The sequence below is a fragment of the Streptomyces sp. LHD-70 genome (genome assembly GCF_031157275.1).
Classification (GTDB): Bacteria; Actinomycetota; Actinomycetes; order Streptomycetales; family Streptomycetaceae; genus Streptomyces.
Genome location: NZ_JAVIFW010000020.1, coordinates 13,052 through 29,733 on the forward strand (window position 1 = coordinate 13,052; position 16,682 = coordinate 29,733).

Sequence of the window (16,682 nt, forward strand, 5' to 3'; positions counted from 1 at the left end):
GGCCCGGCCCGTCACGCGGCGACCGGCCGACAGCTCTTGCAGGCGCGGTAGCCCGCGCGGCGCGCGTCCCGTGCCGTGCCGAACGGGACCTGGTGCGGGCGGGTGATCCGGCGGGCGTGGGCGCACGTCGGATGGCAGTAGATCCGGGTGGTGTCGCTGCCCAGGAACACCGCACCGCGGTCCAGGAGTTCGTCCACCCGTCCCATGTCGATGCCCTCCGCCGCGCGCAACGCCGCACCCGCGTCCGGCAGTTGCGCGGCGTCGCACGGCACGCCGTTGTCGTACGTCACCCGGTGACACGGCACCAGGACCACCACCGGGTTGCGGGCCAGCGCCCCGACCACGGCCTCCCACACGTCCGGCCCGGTGAGTCCGCCTTCCGGCACGTCCGGCCCGGTGAGTCCGGCCTCCCGCACGTCCGGCCCGGTGAGTCCGGCCTCCCGCGCGATCCAGCTCACCGGGCGCAACTGCCCGGCGGGAACCGTGCGTACCGCCTCCAGGACGGTTCGGTCGGCGGCATCGAGGCCCGAGAGGTCGATCGGCAGACGCGCGGCACGGCCGGTGCGCAGGGCCGTGGTCAGGCCGGGGAACGGCTTGGCGGCCGGGATGGCCGAGCGGCCGGTGCGGGCGTGGTGCAGCTCCTCGAATCCCGTGGCCGTCAGGCCCGCGCCGTCCAGGGCGGCACCGGTCACGGCCTGCGCCGTCGCGGCCACGAACAGGCCGCCCGCGGGTACGTCGAGGCGGACGTATGTGTCGTACCGCTCGCGGGGGATGCCCACGCGCTGCAGCACGCGCAGCGCGAAGTCCTGCGGCGGCGGCGGAACGAGCCCCGGCAGCACACTGCCCGGCCTCTGCTCCGGCGACGGCGCCGTGTCCTTGCCCCTCCGGTTCACATTGTCACCTCCCGTAGTACCTGTATTTCGGGGGCGAGCAGCCGGCGTAAATTTCCGAGTCCCCGGGACACCTGCGCCTTGGCCGTGCCCACCGCGCACCCCTGCACCTCGGCCACTTCGGCGTAGCTCATGCCGACCACATGGTGCAGCACGACCGGTATCCGGTGCTTCTCGGGGAGCTCGGAGAGGGCCGCGACCAGTCGCCTGCGGTCGTCCGCGGTCGCCGCCTTCTCCTCCGGGCCCGGCCCGTGGTCGGGCCAGACCTCGGCCGTCTCCTCCACTCCGACCGCCGCGGTCGCGGGGCGCCGGGTGCAGGTGCGCACATGGTTGCGCCACACGTTCGCGGCGATCGCCATCAGCCAGGGCCGCGCCCGCAGCTCACGGCGCCGTTCGGGGGTGTACCCCTGCAGTGCCGTGTAGGCGCGCAGAAATGTGTCCTGACCCAGGTCGTCGGCCTCCGCGGCGGAGCCGGAGACCCGGTGCAGGAACGCATGGACCGCCCGGGCGTGCACCCGCACCAGCTCGGTGAAGCCGGCGTCGAGATCCACCGCCAGGAGTTCGGTCAGCTGCTCGGCCTTGTCGTCCATCACTGAGAGAAACACCGTCCCCGGGAGAAGGGTTGCACCGCCCCGCTCGGGGGACGCGGGGCAGGAATGTCTGAGGTGGCCGGGCGGCGCCGCGCGGCTGCGGCCGGCCTGCGGGTCATGCGCGTACGGCGGGTGCGTCGAGCAGCGGGGAGCCGCTGAGGACCGCCTGGTGGAGGCGTTGCATGCGCGGGGCGGGCGCTATGCCGAGGGTCTCGCCGAGCGTGCGGCGCAGCCGCTGGAAGACGGCGCCGGCGCGGGCCGGGTCGCCGCAGCGGTAGAGGGCCACCATCAGCTGTGCGTGCACGTTCTCGTGGGTGGGGTGCAGGGCGGCCAGGGTGCTCAGCTCGTCGAGCAGGTCGTGGTGGCGGCCGAGCGCCAGGTCGGCCTCGATGCGCTGTTCCAGGACGCCCTTGCGGGACTCCTCCAGCTGGACGAGGTGCGGGGCGCTCATCGGGCCGGAGGGCACGTCGGCGAGGACCGGGCCGCGCCACAGGGCGAGCGCGTCCGCGAAGACCTCCGAGGCGAGCGCGGTCTGGCCGTCGGCCGCGGCCTCGCGGCCGCGCTTGGCCAGGCACATGAACCGGTTGCGGTCGAAGTCCTGCTCGCGGACCTGGAGTTGGTAGCCCTGGTTGCGGGTGACCAGGGTGTCGCTGAGGTCGACCCGGGGGGTGCGCAGGGCCTGGCGGATGTTGAGGACATGGGTCTGCAGGGTGGACATGGCGCTCTTGGGCGGCCGGGTGCCCCACAGTTCCGTGATGCAGTCGGTGGCCCGGACCACGCGGTTCGCGTTGAGCATGAGAAAGCCGAGGAGCTGACGCGGCTTTGGTGCGCTGGGAATGAAATTCTCGCCGCTTTCCGTCAGCATCAGGGAGCCGAGCACGCCCATGTCCACCGGAATATCCCTCGCAGTTCTGCCGGGTACGGCCTTGCGGCCGGCGTTGTTGCAAAAACGCGTCTGGGGTTGAAGACTGCCACTCTGACCTGGCACTTATTGCCAGTTCGAGGCTATTGATAGGCACACGTTCTGTCAATCTTCAATCCCTGCGCAGGATTTCCCGGCCGACTGACTATTTTGATTGTCAAAACAGTTCGGCGGTGAATTCGGGGCGTCGGGTAAATCGGTCGAGCGTACGGTGCTTCACCTGGGCGGTGGGGGTTGGTGGGGCGACTCGAATCCGGCCGTCCGGCCGGTACGCGAATCAACGATTCCCTTGCCTCGCGCTTGCCTCGTGCTTGTCTCGGCCGGGGTGCGGAGGGCCCGCGAAGATCGGGGAGACCGGCCTCAGCCCCGCCGCTTCAGTGCCCGGTCGACCAGTGGGCCCGCCGCGCCCGTGTATGCCGTCACGTCCAGCAGGTTCCGCAGCGTCGTCGCGTCGACGTGTTCGCTCACCTCCGGGTCGGCGGAGAGAACCTCCGGCAGGGGGCGGCCCGTCCGGGTCGCCTGGGCCGTCGCCGCGGAGACGAGTTGCTTTGCGCGGGACTTGCCGATCCGTGGGGCGAGTGTCGCCGCGAGCCGCTCGGAGGTCATCGCGGCTCCGGTCGGGGCCGCGTTGGCGGCCATCCGGTCCGGGCGTACGACGAGGCCCTCGGCCAGTTCGACGGCGGTGTGCGCGGCGCCGCCCGCGAGGCGCAGGCACTCGCGGAGCAGGAGCCACTCGGCGTGCCAGACGCCGCCGGAGCGCTCGTCCTCGGTGGTGAGGCACTGCGTCAACGCCCCGGTGAGCGCCGGTACTTGGAGGGCGGCCGAGCGGATCAGAGTGGCGAGGACCGGGTTGCGTTTGTGCGGCATCGCCGAGGAAGCGCCCCGGCCCGCCGCCGTCGGCTCGGCGACCTCGCCGACTTCCGTACGGCCGAGGGACTGCACGTCGACGGCGATCTTGCCGAGTGCCCCGGCCGTGAACGCCAGCGCCGCCGCGAGGTCCGCGAGAGGGGTGCGCAGCGCATGCCACGGCAGGACCGGCCGGGCGAGGCCCGTCTCGCGGGCGAACGCGTCCGTCAGCCGGTCCGTGTAGTCGCCGGGGTCGGGAGTCCCGCCGCCGTCGAGTGCCGCGTACTCCAGATAGCCGCCTAGGGTGCCCGCCGCGCCGCCGAGCGACACGGGCAGACCGCCCTCGACGAGCCGGTCGACGCGCTCGGCCGCGTCGAGGACCAGCGCGCGCCAGCCCGCCGCCTTCAGGCCGAACGTGGTCGGCACCGCGTGCAGGGTCAGGGTGCGCCCGGCGATCAGCGTGTCCCGGTGCCGGTGGGCCAACTCGCCCAGGGCTTCGGCCACTTGGGAGAGATCGGCCCGTACGATCCGCAGCGCGCGGGCGCACACCAGCATCGCGCCCGTGTCGAACACGTCCTGGCTGGTGGAGCCCCGGTGGACGTACTCCGCCGCCCCGGGATCCGTATCGGCCACGGCCGCGGTGAGGGCCTGTACGAGCGCCACCACCGGGTTGGCGCTCTCCCGCGCGGCGACGGCCAGGGCCCGCAGGTCGAGCCGTTCGGCGCGGGCCGCGGCGGTGATCGCGGCGGCGGCCGGGGGCGGCAGCGTGCCGAGCCCGGCCTGGGCGCGCGCGAGGGCCGCCTCGGCGTCGAGCATGGCCTGCAGCCACGCCGTGTCGGACACCGCCGCCTCGACCGGAGTGCCGGCACGTACCGGTGAGAGCAGTCCGGCGTCGGGGCCGCAGTCGAAGGGGGCGGTGCTCATGCGGGGGCCTCCGTCAGGTCGGCCGCCGGACCGGCGGCGGGATGCGAGGTCGGGTGCGGTGCGGGGTGGGGGACAGGGGCGCCGCTCTCCTGGATCCGGTGCAGCGCAAGCGCCGCGCGGGCGATCGCGTCGGAGTCGCCCAGCGTCACCGAGTTGACGCCGGGCCGGATGCCGGCGGCGGTCACCCAGTGCACGTTCTCCGTGGGCACGCCGTACGCGAACCGCCGCGGATGCGCCCGGCCCCCCGCGTCGACCACCCGGTACGGCCGCTCCGTCACGGCAAGCCCACCGGTCTCGTGACTCGTGCCGCAGGCGCCGGGTATCCGGTACGGGCGGCACTGCCCGGAGGCCAGCAGGTGGGCCAGGAGCGGATCCGCCGTACGGCGCAGGTCCGGTTCCGGCAGCCGCGCCTCGATCAGCACCGACGCCCGCACCGGCTCCCCGCCCACCCGCGCGGAGCGGGCCACGAATGCCGGATCCGCGTCGTCCACCCCCACCTTCAGGCCGGGCCCGACGAGGTCGAGGACGCCCGCCTCGATCAGCGCGGCCATCTCCTCGATCCGGGAGGCGGGCGGGCCGATCGACAGGAACGCGTTCAACGGCGTGTACCAGCCCTCCAGTTCGTCCCGGTGCGAATGGCCGTCCAGACCGCCGTGGTCGACGGCGAGCCGGATCTCGTTGCGCAGGTCGCGCAGCACGTCCAGGGCGGCCTTGAGCGGACCGCTGACATTGCCGGCCCGCGCCTCCCGCACGTCCCGTTCCAGATACGGAAGGAGCCAGGCGCGGAAGTCCGCACGGTCGGTGAACTCCCGCTCCCCGTACGGCCGCGACAGCTTCTCCCAGTCCCAGCGGACCTCCTCCTCGAATCCGTACGCGTCGAGGAGCGCATCCCGCTCCGGGCCCTCCGCGCACTCCAGATAGCGGTCCGCGAACACTGCCCGTTCCGTGCCCCGGCCGCGCGCGGCGAGCAGCGCACCGTAGTAGACGCCCTCGACCTCGCGCGCGACCAGTGGCCACAAGTCCGTGCCGAAATGGACGCGTTCGCCGTCCACGGCCCGGCGCCGCAGCCCCGCCACGAACTCCTCGGTCAGCAGCCTCGGGAAGTAGCGGCCGTGCGGCCCCTTCTCGTTCTCGCCGCGCGAGTGGTACGGAACGCCCCGCCGCGAGCCCGCGTACAGCCGCGGCTCACGGCCCGAAGGGCGGTACGCAAGCCGCCCGTCCGCGCGCACGAAGGTGCCGCCGCGGCCCGTGGTCAGCAGCGCCATGTGGTCGAAGAAGTTCAGGCCGAGGCCGCGCAGCAGCACGCTCTCGCCGGGCCCCACGTCCGAGAGGTCCAGGTCGGCCGGGTTGGCCGGGAGCAGGTGCAGCAGACCGCGGTCGCGGGCCGCGCGTGCCGTCTCCCGCTCCTGGGGCGTCGGCCGCGCCGGCACGTGTCCCTGGGCGAGGACCACCGCGTCGAGCCCGTCGAGACGCTCACCGTCGGACAGGGTCAGGACCTGCGCCCGGCCCGCGCCGTCGTCGAGGGCGACGGCGCGGGCGCGGTGCACCCGTACCGTCACATGCGCCGGAGCGGCGGCCACGACCTGGTCGAACACGTCCTCCAGGTACTGGCCGTAGAACGCCCGGGTCGGATAGTCGTCCGGTCCCAGGCGGCCGGCCTCGGCGCGGACCTCGGCGTCGAGACCGGGCACCGACGCGGCGGAGCGCGCCCACTCCCACAGGCTCGGGCCCGGCTCGATCGGCCCGTCCATCTCGACGCTGTCGTCCGTGTACACCGTCACCTGTGAGGCGACGGTGTTCATCAGCAGCCGACGGGACTGCGAGGTGCGCCACACCCGGCCGGGGCCCGGCCGTTCCGGCTCCACCACGTGCACCGTCACCGCGTCGTGGGAGGCGGACTTGCGCTCGTTGGCGCAGATCCGCTCCAGAACCGACAGTCCGCGCGGCCCTGCGCCGACGACGCAGACCGTGAACTCCCCGCTGGGCATATGCGTACTCCATGAGGTGTCGGGAGAACGAGCGGCCCAGGGCCCCGTCTCCCCGAGACGCGCCCTGGCCGACCGGACTCAGGCCCTGGCGACGACGAGCAGGCTCGTCTCCAACGCGAGGGAATGGACGGACTCCAGACGAAGGCCGGAGTCGGCGAGCACCGTGCGATAGCCGTCGAGCGTGCGCTCCCGGCCGCCGGCCGCCATGAGCAGATGCAGATCCCAGAGCAGCGGCAGGACCGTCGCGCCGCTGGTGTCGATCACCCGCTCCAGGATCAGCAGCCGCCCGTCCTCGGGCAGCGCCGCACGGATGTGGGAGAGCAGCCGCACACAGCGCTCGTCGTCCCAGTCCTGCAGGACGCGGGAGAGGAGATACGCGTCGGCGCCCTGCGGCACCTGCTCGAACAGGTCGCCCGAGACGGTCTCGTACCGCCCGCCGCCGACCGTCTTCTCCAGGTACTCGCGCGCCACCGGCACCATGTGCGGCAGGTCGAACAGGGTGCCGTGCAGCTGCGGATGCGCCTGCAGCACCACCGACAGGAGCATGCCGCTGCCCCCGGCGACGTCCACCACACTGCGGCAGCGGCCGAAGTCGAAGGCCTCGAGGACTCCGGGGAAGAACACATTGCCCGCGTTCATGGCCCGCTGGAACTTCGCGCCCGCACCCGGCACTTCGCGCAAATGGTCGTGGATCGACCGGCCGTGGGCGTGCTCGAAACCGGAGCCGCCGGTACGGACCACCTCGGCGACCGAGCCCCAGGCCCGGTGGAACTCCTCGCCGTACAGGCGCACCATGTCGCCCATCGCGTGCTCGCCGCCGCTGCGCAGCAGCTCACCGACCTCGGTGAGCGCGTACCCCTGCTGCTCCGAGCCGCTGCACACGCCCATCGCCGTGAGCAGCCTGAGCAGCCGGGTCAGCGCGTCCGGGTCGGTGCCGCTGTGCTCGGCGAGCTCGGTGATCCGGGTCCGGCCCGCCGCGATGTGGTCGGGCAGCGACAGCGCCACCGAGGCGTAGAGGGCCTGGGCCTGCCAGGTGCCGGTGATGATGTCGACGACACGGCGGGCCGCCGCGGCCGGTTCTGTCGCCATGGCTCAGGCCTTCCTGGGGTCGGTGGACGCTGCCACGGCGAGGTTCGCCTGGGCGGGGCCGTGCAGTACCGAGCGGTGCCGCTCGCGCAGCACCCGCTTGAGCACCTTGCCGGTCACCCCGACGGGCAGGTCGGAGCGGTCGGTGGCGAGCAGCAGGCCGCGCAGCGGGGACAGCCCGTGGCGGGCCAACGCCTCGTTGCAGGCGGCCAGTTCGGCCTGCGGGTCGCGCTCGGCGCCGTCCGTGTGCAGGACCACCGCGAGCGGCAGCGACCGGCACGGTGCCTCCGGGTCGCCGACGGCCACGACCGCGGTGTCCAGGGCCTGCGTCGCAAGCAGCACGACCTCCTCCAGCGGCAGGCTGTGCACGGGCCCTTCGGAGGTGTGGATCACATCGGGGGTGCGGTCCAGATGGAACCAGTCGGTGCCGTTCTCGCGGCGCATGATGTCGCCGGTCAGAAAGTAGCCGTTGACCGTGGACTCCTCGGTCAGGTCCGGGTCGTCCAGATAGCCGGCGGTGACGCTCGGGGTCTTCACGCCGAGCATCCCCGGCTCCCCGTCGGGCAGTTCACGCCCGTGTACGTCCAGGACCGCGGCCTTGCGGACCACCTTGGCCGGGGTGCCGATGTGCCGGGCGTACCGCGCGGTCTGCGGCGTGTAGGCCTGCTTGAACAGCACCATGCCCATCTCGGACGAGCCGAGTCCGTCCAGATAGCGGGAGCCGGTCAGTTCACGCCCGCCCTCCGTGCGGCTGCCGAGGGCGATCAGCGGCCGGATGTGCCGCTCGTGCGAGGCGTCGCCCATGCCGTGCCAGGTGTGGATGTGCCGCGCGGCCTCCGCGGTGATGTTCTCGGGGGCGATCTCCGCGAGGGTCAGCGGGAAGCCGAGCACGGTCGTGGGCCGGAAGCGGTTGATGGCCTGCACCAGGCGCTCGCCGTTCGCGTCGTCCAGGATCAGCGTGGGGATGCCGAGCAGGAGCGCGATGCTCAGATAGCTGATGCCCGCGGAGTGGCTGTGCGGCAGTGCGGTGAGCAGCCGGTCGCTGCGCAGCGAGGGGAACGTCCACAGCCGCTCGCGCTTGCCCGCGAAGAACGAACCGTGGTGGAACACCGGCGCCTTGGGCCGCCCCGTGGTGCCCGACGAGTGCGAGATCATGATCAGGTCGTCGTCGGTGTGCCGGTGCGGGAAGTCCGCGAGCCGGCCCGGCGGCCGCGGCGCCGTCCGCTCCAGGCGCGCGATGTCCTGCACCTGCGGGGTGGGCCGGCCGTCGGCGTCCTTGGCCCAGGCGTCGCCGAGTCCCTTCAACAGGTCGGCGTCGCCCACCAGGACGGTCGCCTCGGTGCGCAGGAAGTACTCGGCGGCGGTCTTCGGCGCCATCTTCGGATTGCAGTGCACGGCCGCGGCGCCCAGGCCGGTGATCGCGATGTGGTGGATCAGGCCCTGCAGACCGTCGCGGGTGTGCAGGCCGACATGGGCCCCGGGACGTACGCCCTGCTCGCGGTACCAGTGCGCGTACCGGATCGCGGCGACCCGCAGATCGTCCAGGGAGTGGCCCGTCAGCTCCTGGCGGGCCCAGTCGGGCGCGTCGACGTCCGGGTGGAAGAGGAGCGGACGGTCCCGGTCGCGGGCGACCCGCCAGGCGTGCCAGAAGAAGTTTCCCGCGCCCAGATTCCGGTCGCAGTAGAGACGGAGACGCTGCGCGACGGTCCGGTGCGTGCCGAGCAGAAACATACGAATACCTCACACTCCGCTGGGGTGCGTCGGACGGGCGATATCGGCGGTTCGAAGCCGAAGTCTCCAGCCGCCCGATATAGGCCCGGTCCACGGCGCCGCAATTCCGCGCCCGGGCCCGGCAGTTCGCGTTCCGCCGCGCCCCGCGTGTTCTTCCGGAATGCGCGCCTCGGCGTGGTCTCGCTTCATCCTTCAGCGCGCATTGCGACGATCCGGTCGATTTCCTCGCGGCGGATCCGAATGCCTCGCGGCGGATCCGACTGCCCAGGGCCCCTGGCGGAGCTCGCGTACGAGAGGGAGTCAACCCACCCACCACGTAAGGACCCGGTCGCGATGGAGAGTTCGCCCACTACACCGGTCGCCGTCGTCGGCGGCGGACCCGTAGGCCTGCTGCTCGCGCTGTTCCTCGACCGGCACGGTGTGGCGAGCACCGTGTTCGACACCGAGGACTCGGTGCCCGGCCAGCCGCGCGGCAGCACCCACAACGCCCGCACCATGGAGCACTACCGCAGGCTCGGCCTGGCCGCACAGGTGCGCCGGCTCGGCCTGCCCCCCGAGCACTCGGCCGGCATCTCGTTCTCCACCCGCTACAGCGGCCACCCACTCGCCCTGCTGCCCTGGCCGGGAGCCCACGAGAGCAGCCGCGCCGTCGCCTCGGCACCGCGCACCGACCAGACGCCCGAACCGATGCACCGCGCCAACCAGATGTACGTCGAGCGCCTGCTCCTCGACCACGCCCGCACCCGGCCCCGCATCGACCTGCGCTACGGCTGGCGCGTCACCGAGGTCGCCGAGGGCACCGAGGGCGTGGCGGTCACCGCGGAGCACGGCGGCCGCACCCGCACCTGGAACGCCCCGTACGCCGTGGGCTGCGACGGCGGCCGCAGCCTCGTGCGCCGCACCCTCGGCATCCGCCACACCGGCGAGGGCACCCTCGACCAGGACGTACTCGGCCGCCGCTCCACCGCCGCCCACCTGCGCGTCCCCGGCCTCTACCGCGACTTCCTGCGCGGTCGCGCCGCCTGGAGCAACTGGGTCGTCAACGCCGACCTCGCCCTCAACCTGATCGCCCTGAACGGCGTCGACGAGTTCTTCCTGCTCACCAGCTCCGTCGACCCGGACACCGCCGACGAGGGCGAGCTCGTCCGGCTCGTGCGGCGCGCCGCCGGGGCCGACGTGCCGGTGGAGGTGCTCAGCCACCGGGCCTGGACCGCGGGCGCCGCCCTGGTCGCCGAGCGGTTCGGCTCTGCGCGCGTGCTGCTCGCCGGGGACGCGGCCCATCTCTTCACGCCCAACGGCGGGTTCGGCATGAACACCGGCGTCGACGACGCCGCCAACCTGGCCTGGAAACTCGCCGCCGCCGTGCAGGGCTGGGCCGGCCCCCGGCTCCTTGCCAGCTACGAGAGCGAGCGCCGGCCCATCGCGCTGCGCAACACCACCGCCGCCCGCGAACTGGGCATCGGCCTCGGCGCCGTGGAACGCCCCGCGCACCTGGAGGACGACACCGCCGAGGGCGCCGCCGCCCGCGAGAAGGCCGGCCGGCAGCTCGCCGAGTACGGGCAGCTCACCCTCGACACCCTCGGCGTCCAGCTCGGCGCCCGCTACGACGGCTCCCCGCTGATCGACGCGGGCCGGGACAGCCCGCCCGCCGACGCGTTCACCACGTACACCCCCTCCGCGGTGCCCGGCGGCCGTGCCCCGCACCTGTGGCTGGACGACTTCCACGGCCCGGGCAGCTCGCTCTTCGACCGCCTCGGCACCGGGTTCACCGTCCTCGAACTCGGTGCCGCGCCCGGCGCGTCCGCCCCACTGGCCGCCGCCGCCCGGCAGCGCGGCCTGCCGCTCGACGTCGTACGGCTCGACGACCCGGCCGCCCGCGAGCTGTACGAGCGGGACCTCGTGCTCGTCCGGCCCGACCAGCACATCGCCTGGCGCGGTGACCGCGCGCCCGACGACCCGGGAGCGCTCCTGGACCGCGCCACCGGGCACTGATCGCCCGCCGCCACCGCACTTCCGCCGGCACCGCACTTCCTCCGGCTCCCCGACCACTGGCAATTCCTTGTCCCACCGGACAAGGAATTGCCACTCGGCCCTGGTCACGTGCATTGCTAGGGTCGCGAGCCGGACATCGAATTCGCCACCGAAAACAGGTGTCGCACTTCGTCATGAATTCCATCGGGACGATCTCCCGATGTGGAAACGCGAACAAAAACTGGGGGCCACATGGAATTCCGCGTGCTTGGACCGCTCAGCGTCACCGAATCCGGCGCCGACCGCGCGCCCACCGCTCCGAAGCAACGCCAGATGCTCGCCCTGCTCCTGCTCAACGCCAACCGGACCGTGTCGCGGGCGCAGCTCGTCGAGGAACTCTGGGAGTACTCGCCGCCGTCCAGCGCCATCGCCGCCGTCCACACGTACGTCATGCAGCTGCGGCGCACCCTGTCGGGCTGCGCCGCCCGGGACGCCGAAGGCGCAGGGCGGCTGCTCACCCGGCACCAGGGCTACCAGCTCGTCGTCGAACCCGGGGAGCTCGACCTGGACGTCCACGAGGGGCGGCTCACCCTGGCCCGCGACACCCTGGACCGCGGTGAACTCGCGCGCGGCGAGGCGCAGTTACGGGCGGCGGAGGACATGTGGCGCGGCGATCTCCTCGTCGACGTCGTACCGGGTCCGCTGCTGCAGGCCGCCATGGAGGTCATCGACCGGGACCGGCTCGCCGCGGTCAGCCGCCGCGTCCACACCGGCCTCCGGCTCGGCCGCCACCACGAACTCCTCGGCGAGCTGCGGGCGTTGACCCAGCAGCACCCCACGCACGAGGAGCTCGCGGCCCACCTGATGCTCGCCCTGTACCGGTGCGGCCGGCAGGCGGACGCCCTCGACGTGTACCACCGCCTGCGGCTCGCCCTGCGGGCGGAACTCGGCGCACAGCCCTCACGGCACGTGGCCGACCTGCACGGCGACATGCTGACGGCCCACCCGCGCCTGGAACTCCCGTCGGGCGTCTGGGGTTCACTGTCGCTCTCCCTGGATCTGGCGGTGGGGCCGTTCGGGGCGGCTTCGGCTGGGGCTTCGGCTTCGGCTGCGGTTGCGGCGTAGGGGGAGACACCGCCGGGCCCGCGGGGCTAGGCCTGTCGCGGGCCCGTCCCGAGTAGTTGCCGCTTTCCATCGCATCCATGACGTTGGGCCGGAACCTGTCTCAGGTCGCGCACCTGGTCCCGCTGACGCGCTTCTTGGGTCACCGCCACGCCGTCGCCTCGGTTGCCTGGATGCAGTAGCGCTCGTAGGTGCTCTCACCAACGGCCTTGGGTACCGCACAGGCGGTGACCTGGAACTCGCCGTCACCCACGCTCACCATGCTGGTGAACTTGTCGTCTCCGTATTCGATCTGGGCAGTGCGCTTGGCTCCCCCTGTGACCCTTGCCGTGACCAGATCCCCTGGGCTCCCGCTTTCGACGCGCGCCCATACCGCCTGGCAGTCCTCGCTGTAGCGGAGCTGGAGAAGGGCGGGGTTGCCGACGGCGGGCTTGTAGGTACGTGCATCTTCGCCGCATCCCTGGTTCTGAGGGTTCTTCCCCTCGCAGGCTTCACCCGGACAGGTCGGCTCGTCGAGGAAGCCCTTCAGCAGGTGATCTCCGAGAGGGGTCACAAAGGCAGCCGCCACGGCGCCGACGATCGCCACGGCATAGGCCAGTGTTGTCGCGCTGTTGCGCCTGTTCCGCCCACCGCGTGCGGGCGGTTGTGACTCGGGCTCGGGGGGCGTTGCGGAGTTGTCGCCGGTGCTGCTTGTCGTCACGGGAACCAACCTTGGTGCGCTGACTGGGAGAGACAGAATCCACCCCTGTTGCCGCAGGGGAAAGGCTCATGTCCGAAGCACAGGAGGCGTAGGAGGCGCGTACGCCGCCTCCTCATGCGCCCCTCGCCCTTACGGTTGCGCCAGCAGGACCTGCACGATCCGACACGCGCCGCGGAACTCCTCGCTGCGACGCGAGCTGTGGGTGAAGGCATCGCGGACCCGCTCACGTACGCAGGGCCCTCGTAGCCCTCGTAGCCCTCGTACGGAGAGCACCCGCGTCGGAGGCGTACGTGCCGGAGCTGCGCGCGTCTCGCACCCCGACGACCGCCACCACCAGCGCCGGTACCACCAGGAGCGCCGACACCGCGAACGCCGTGCCCAGACCGTCTGCCGAAGTGGTCCCCGTAGCAAGGGAGTTGACCACCGCGACCGCCAGCGCGAGGCCTAGGGCCGCGCCCAGTTGGCCCGCCGACTGCACCACGCCCGCCGCGAGCCCCGCATGCTGCCCCGTGAACGGGGTGAGGGCCAGGACCTCGCAGGCCATCCAGACGAGGGGCAGCCCGGCCCCGGTCAGCGCGATGCCGGGCAGCACGCCCGTGACGTACTGCGAGGCCGGGGTCAGGCCGGAGAGCAGCAGCAGGCCCGCCGCGACGAGGGCGGCGCCCACGGCGCACGGCAGGCCGGGCCCGCGCCGGGCGAGCACCCGGCTGCAGCCGCGCCCGACGAGGATGATCCCGCCGACCATGGGCAGCAGCGCACACCCGGCGAGCGCCGGGCTGTACTGCTGCGCCTGCTGCAGATGGGCGCTGCCGAGGAAGACCACGGGCGCGGTGGCGGCGGAGACGGCGAGTATGCCCACGGCGCCGGCCACGAGGGGGAGTCGGGTGAGGACCGCCCGCGGCAGCAGCGGATCGCGCCCGAGCCGCTGCCGCAGCACGAACAGCACCCCGAGTACGAGACCGGCCCCGAGGGCGTGCAGGACGGTGCGGTCGCCGCCGTGCTCGGAGAAGCGGACCAGGGCGTACACGAACGCGAGCAGCGCGCCCGTCAGCGTGACGGCCCCGGCCAGGTCGAGCCGTGTGCCGGGCAGCGGGCGCGGGTCGGGCAGCGCGGTGCCGCGGACCATGAGCAGGGCGGCGGCCACGAGCGGCACGTTGAGGTAGAACGCCCAGCGCCAGTCGAAGCCGCTGACCACGAGCCCGCCGAGCAGTACGCCCGCCACCGAGCCGAGTCCGCCGGTGGCCGCCCACAGGGCGAGGGCGCGGGTGCGCTGGGCCCGGCCCGGGGTCGCGGCGAGCAGCAGCGACATCGCGGCCGGTACGAGCACCGCGGCCGTGAGCGCCTGCAACGCCCGTGCGCCGACGAGGAGTTCACCCGTGGGCGCGGCCCCGCACGCGGCCGAGGCGAGCGCGAACCCGGCCAGGGCGCGCAGGAAGAGGCGGCGCGCGCCGGCCAGGTCGGCGAGGCGCCCGCCGAGGAGTTGCAGGGCGCCGACCAGCAGGACGTAGATGTTGGTCACCCAGTGCACACCCGTGAGGGTCATGGACAGCTCGCCGCGGATCTCGGGCAGCGCGAGCGACACGATGCCGGCGTCGGCGTTGGCGAGCGCGGGGGCCAGGGCGACCAGGAACAGCAGTCGACGCGGCGGCCGGGCCGGCTCGGTGGACGTCGCGCTCCGACCGGCCCCGGGGATCGGTTCGACGGACGTGGTCAAGGCCATGTCGGCTCCGTGAGTCGGCTGGAGCCGCGTACGACGGCATGCCGCGGCCCAGCGGCGAGCAGTGAGAGGTGCGCACAGCGGGTGCGCGGCACGCCCGGCAGCAGAGGGGCCGGGCGCCAACGGCCCCACGCAGAGGGGGCGTTGGTCCACCGGGGGCAGTCGGTGGAGGAGGAAGAGGAGCAAAGAGAAGTTCGAGAAAAGGGCGAGTGCGGGCTCGCCTGGCCCGCCCGCCGGGGGGAGGCGGCGGGCGGGGGCCTCGGTGTCGGAGGCGACTCGCGCGGGGGCGAGTGGTGTGGGCAGTGCGGACCGGGACTGGGATCGGGACCGGACCGGGCGCGGCCCGGAACTCGGCCCCTCGAACGCCGCAAGGGCTGAATTCACCAGCCCAATTCAGCCCTTGCGGCCAAGACGCCCCGGAACTCGGAGAACTCGGAGAACTCAGTGAACTCAGAGAACTCGGCGAACTCGGCGAACTCAGAGCTCCTTGAGGAGCCCGCCGTCCACGACGAAGTCGGAGCCCGTGGTGCTGCCCGAGCGCGGCGACGCGAGCAGCACGACCGCGTCGGCGACCTCCTGCGGCTCCACGAACCGGCCGGTGCTCAGGTTCAGCATCTCCGGGACGACGGAGTTGATGACGCTGTCACGGTCGGTGCCGGCCTGCGCGGCGATCGCGTCGGCGACACCGCCCTCCTCGGTCCACCACGGGGTGCGCACGACACCGGGGGAGACGGTGTTCACGCGGATGCCCTGCGGGGCGAACTCGCCCGAGAGGACCTTGGTCAGGTTGCTCAGACCGGCCTTGGCCGCGCCGTAGTCCACGTTGATCGGCGAGGGCTGCTTGGCGTTGGCCGTGGAGATGTTGACGATCGAGCCGCCGCCGCGCTCCAGGAGCTTCGGGATGGCGGCGCGGATCGCGCGCACCGGCGTGAGCAGGTTGAAGTCGACCATCGCACGCCACTCCTCGTCGGAGGCGTGCAGGAACGAGCCGCGGGGCAGGGTCACGCCGGGCGGCGGGCCGCCGGCGTTGTTCACGAGGATGTCGAGCCCGCCGAACACCTCGACGGCACGCTCCACGGCGGCCTCGGGCGCGGACTGGTCCGTGAAGTCGGCGGAGAAGTGGACCAGGTTGGGGCCGGCCAGCTTGTCCAGGTCGGGGCTGGTCTTGCGGGAGACGGCCAGGACCTTGGCGCCCTCGTCGAGCAGGGTGCGGGTGATGGCGAGCCCAATGCCCTTGGAGGCGCCCGTGACGAGGGCGACGCGGCCGGAAAGCTGCAGATCCATGAGGTTCCTTCACCGTGGGAGGAAGCCGCCCACCGGGGGCGGGGAGCGCTGTTGCGTGCGCTCTCACTGAGTGGAACACCGGTTTCCCGGAAGGTGTTGCACCCGCGCCCGCACCCCCGCGCCCGCACCCCCGCGCCCGCACCCTGTGGCGCACCCCTGTGGCCAAGAGAGCCACGAGAGCACGCACGCGCCGTCCGGCCCAGGTCATGCGTGCCAGCGCGCCACTTCCTCCGGCAGCGTCTCAAGCTCGGCCGTCTCGGACGGCTTGCGGTTCATGTACTCCGGGTCGCAGCCCTTGTGGCCGAGCATCCGGGCCACCGGGGCGAGCACCGTGAACAGGGCCCGCTGCAGCGCCCACGGCGGCGAAGTGAACCGTACGACGTCCCCGAACTCCAGTGTGGTGACGGCCTGTTGGAGCAGCTTCGGCATGCCTTCCGCGGTGGTGCGGCCGTCCTGGGCCAGGCCGAAGAGCTGACGCAGCACCAGCTGCTCGAAGCGGTCGCTGTTCTTGCGGACCTCGCAGATGTGGAAGGACTCCTCACCGCTGCAGTTCCACCAGCGGTGCTTGATGCCGGGCTGGATGAGCACGCTCTGGCCCGGCTCGTCGAGGATCACCTGACGCCCGCCTATCAGGAACGCCACCTTCCCCCGGACCAGGGTGAACCGCTCCTCGCTCACCGGGTGCAGATGCTCCCCGGAGACGGCGCCGCCCGGCTTGGCGTACACGTCCATGACGGTGCGCGCACCGCCCGTGTGCGAGGACGGTGTGCGGATCACCACCCGCTCCCCGCAGCGCGGATTCTCGTAGACCTCGCCCACTTCGACGGTCATGGCCGGTCTCCCTCTCCTTGTTCGCCGTACGGCAGATCGTCGTGCGGCATTTCGCCGTACGGCAGGTCGTCGTACGGCAT

General features: G+C 72.7%; 13 protein-coding genes. 2 read left to right on the top strand and 11 right to left on the bottom strand.

Annotation, left to right across the window (positions count from 1 at the left end):
- Window positions 1–11: 11 nt before the first annotated feature.
- The 7 genes from RCO28_RS31095 to RCO28_RS31125 form a co-directional block, all read right to left on the bottom strand.
- Complete coding sequence (locus tag RCO28_RS31095; protein ID WP_308944652.1) at window positions 12–893, bottom strand: Ada metal-binding domain-containing protein; 882 nt, start codon at window positions 891–893, stop codon at window positions 12–14.
- Window positions 890–1,480, bottom strand: coding sequence for an RNA polymerase sigma factor (locus tag RCO28_RS31100; protein WP_308944745.1), 591 nt, complete (start codon window positions 1,478–1,480; stop codon window positions 890–892). Before RCO28_RS31100 ends, RCO28_RS31095 begins: the two co-directional genes overlap by 4 nt.
- Window positions 1,481–1,595: 115 nt before the next feature.
- Window positions 1,596–2,366 (bottom strand): AfsR/SARP family transcriptional regulator, encoded by a 771-nt coding sequence (locus tag RCO28_RS31105; protein WP_308944746.1) that lies wholly within the window; start codon window positions 2,364–2,366, stop codon window positions 1,596–1,598.
- Between the two features lie 396 nt (window positions 2,367–2,762).
- Window positions 2,763–4,172, bottom strand: a complete 1,410-nt coding sequence (locus RCO28_RS31110; RefSeq protein ID WP_308944653.1) for a lyase family protein — start codon at window positions 4,170–4,172, stop codon at window positions 2,763–2,765.
- Window positions 4,169–6,160, bottom strand: coding sequence for an FAD/NAD(P)-binding protein (locus RCO28_RS31115; protein ID WP_308944654.1), 1,992 nt, complete (start codon window positions 6,158–6,160; stop codon window positions 4,169–4,171). The genes RCO28_RS31110 and RCO28_RS31115 overlap by 4 nt, the downstream gene beginning before the upstream one ends.
- A 78-nt stretch (window positions 6,161–6,238) precedes the next feature.
- Window positions 6,239–7,249, bottom strand: a complete 1,011-nt coding sequence (locus RCO28_RS31120) for a methyltransferase (protein WP_308944655.1) — start codon at window positions 7,247–7,249, stop codon at window positions 6,239–6,241.
- A 3-nt stretch (window positions 7,250–7,252) separates the two neighbouring features.
- Window positions 7,253–8,977 carry a class I adenylate-forming enzyme family protein gene (locus RCO28_RS31125; protein WP_308944656.1) on the bottom strand — a complete coding sequence of 575 codons (1,725 nt, stop codon included), beginning with the start codon at window positions 8,975–8,977 and terminating at the stop codon, window positions 7,253–7,255.
- Between the two features lie 333 nt (window positions 8,978–9,310).
- Here RCO28_RS31125 and RCO28_RS31130 point away from each other — a divergent pair, with 333 nt between their 5' ends.
- Together RCO28_RS31130 and RCO28_RS31135 are read left to right on the top strand one after the other, a co-directional pair.
- Entirely contained in the window at window positions 9,311–10,969 is a 1,659-nt protein-coding gene (locus tag RCO28_RS31130) for an FAD-dependent monooxygenase (protein WP_308944657.1), read from the top strand.
- A gap of 243 nt (window positions 10,970–11,212) precedes the next feature.
- The gene (locus tag RCO28_RS31135; RefSeq protein WP_308944658.1) at window positions 11,213–12,073 is read left to right on the top strand and encodes an AfsR/SARP family transcriptional regulator; all 861 of its coding nucleotides are present in this window, start codon (window positions 11,213–11,215) and stop codon (window positions 12,071–12,073) included.
- 139 nt (window positions 12,074–12,212) lie between these two features.
- Here RCO28_RS31135 and RCO28_RS31140 read toward each other — a convergent pair whose 3' ends face one another.
- The 4 genes from RCO28_RS31140 to RCO28_RS31155 form a co-directional block, all read right to left on the bottom strand.
- Window positions 12,213–12,770, bottom strand: coding sequence for a DUF2690 domain-containing protein (locus RCO28_RS31140; RefSeq protein ID WP_308944659.1), 558 nt, complete (start codon window positions 12,768–12,770; stop codon window positions 12,213–12,215).
- A 223-nt stretch (window positions 12,771–12,993) separates the two neighbouring features.
- Window positions 12,994–14,490 (bottom strand): MFS transporter, encoded by a 1,497-nt coding sequence (locus tag RCO28_RS31145; RefSeq protein WP_308944660.1) that lies wholly within the window; start codon window positions 14,488–14,490, stop codon window positions 12,994–12,996.
- Window positions 14,491–14,964: 474 nt separating this feature from the next.
- The gene (locus RCO28_RS31150) at window positions 14,965–15,771 is read right to left on the bottom strand and encodes an SDR family oxidoreductase (RefSeq protein WP_308944661.1); all 807 of its coding nucleotides are present in this window, start codon (window positions 15,769–15,771) and stop codon (window positions 14,965–14,967) included.
- 204 nt (window positions 15,772–15,975) lie between these two features.
- Window positions 15,976–16,602, bottom strand: a complete 627-nt coding sequence (locus tag RCO28_RS31155; protein WP_308944662.1) for a cupin domain-containing protein — start codon at window positions 16,600–16,602, stop codon at window positions 15,976–15,978.
- Between the last annotated feature and the right edge of the window lie 80 nt (window positions 16,603–16,682).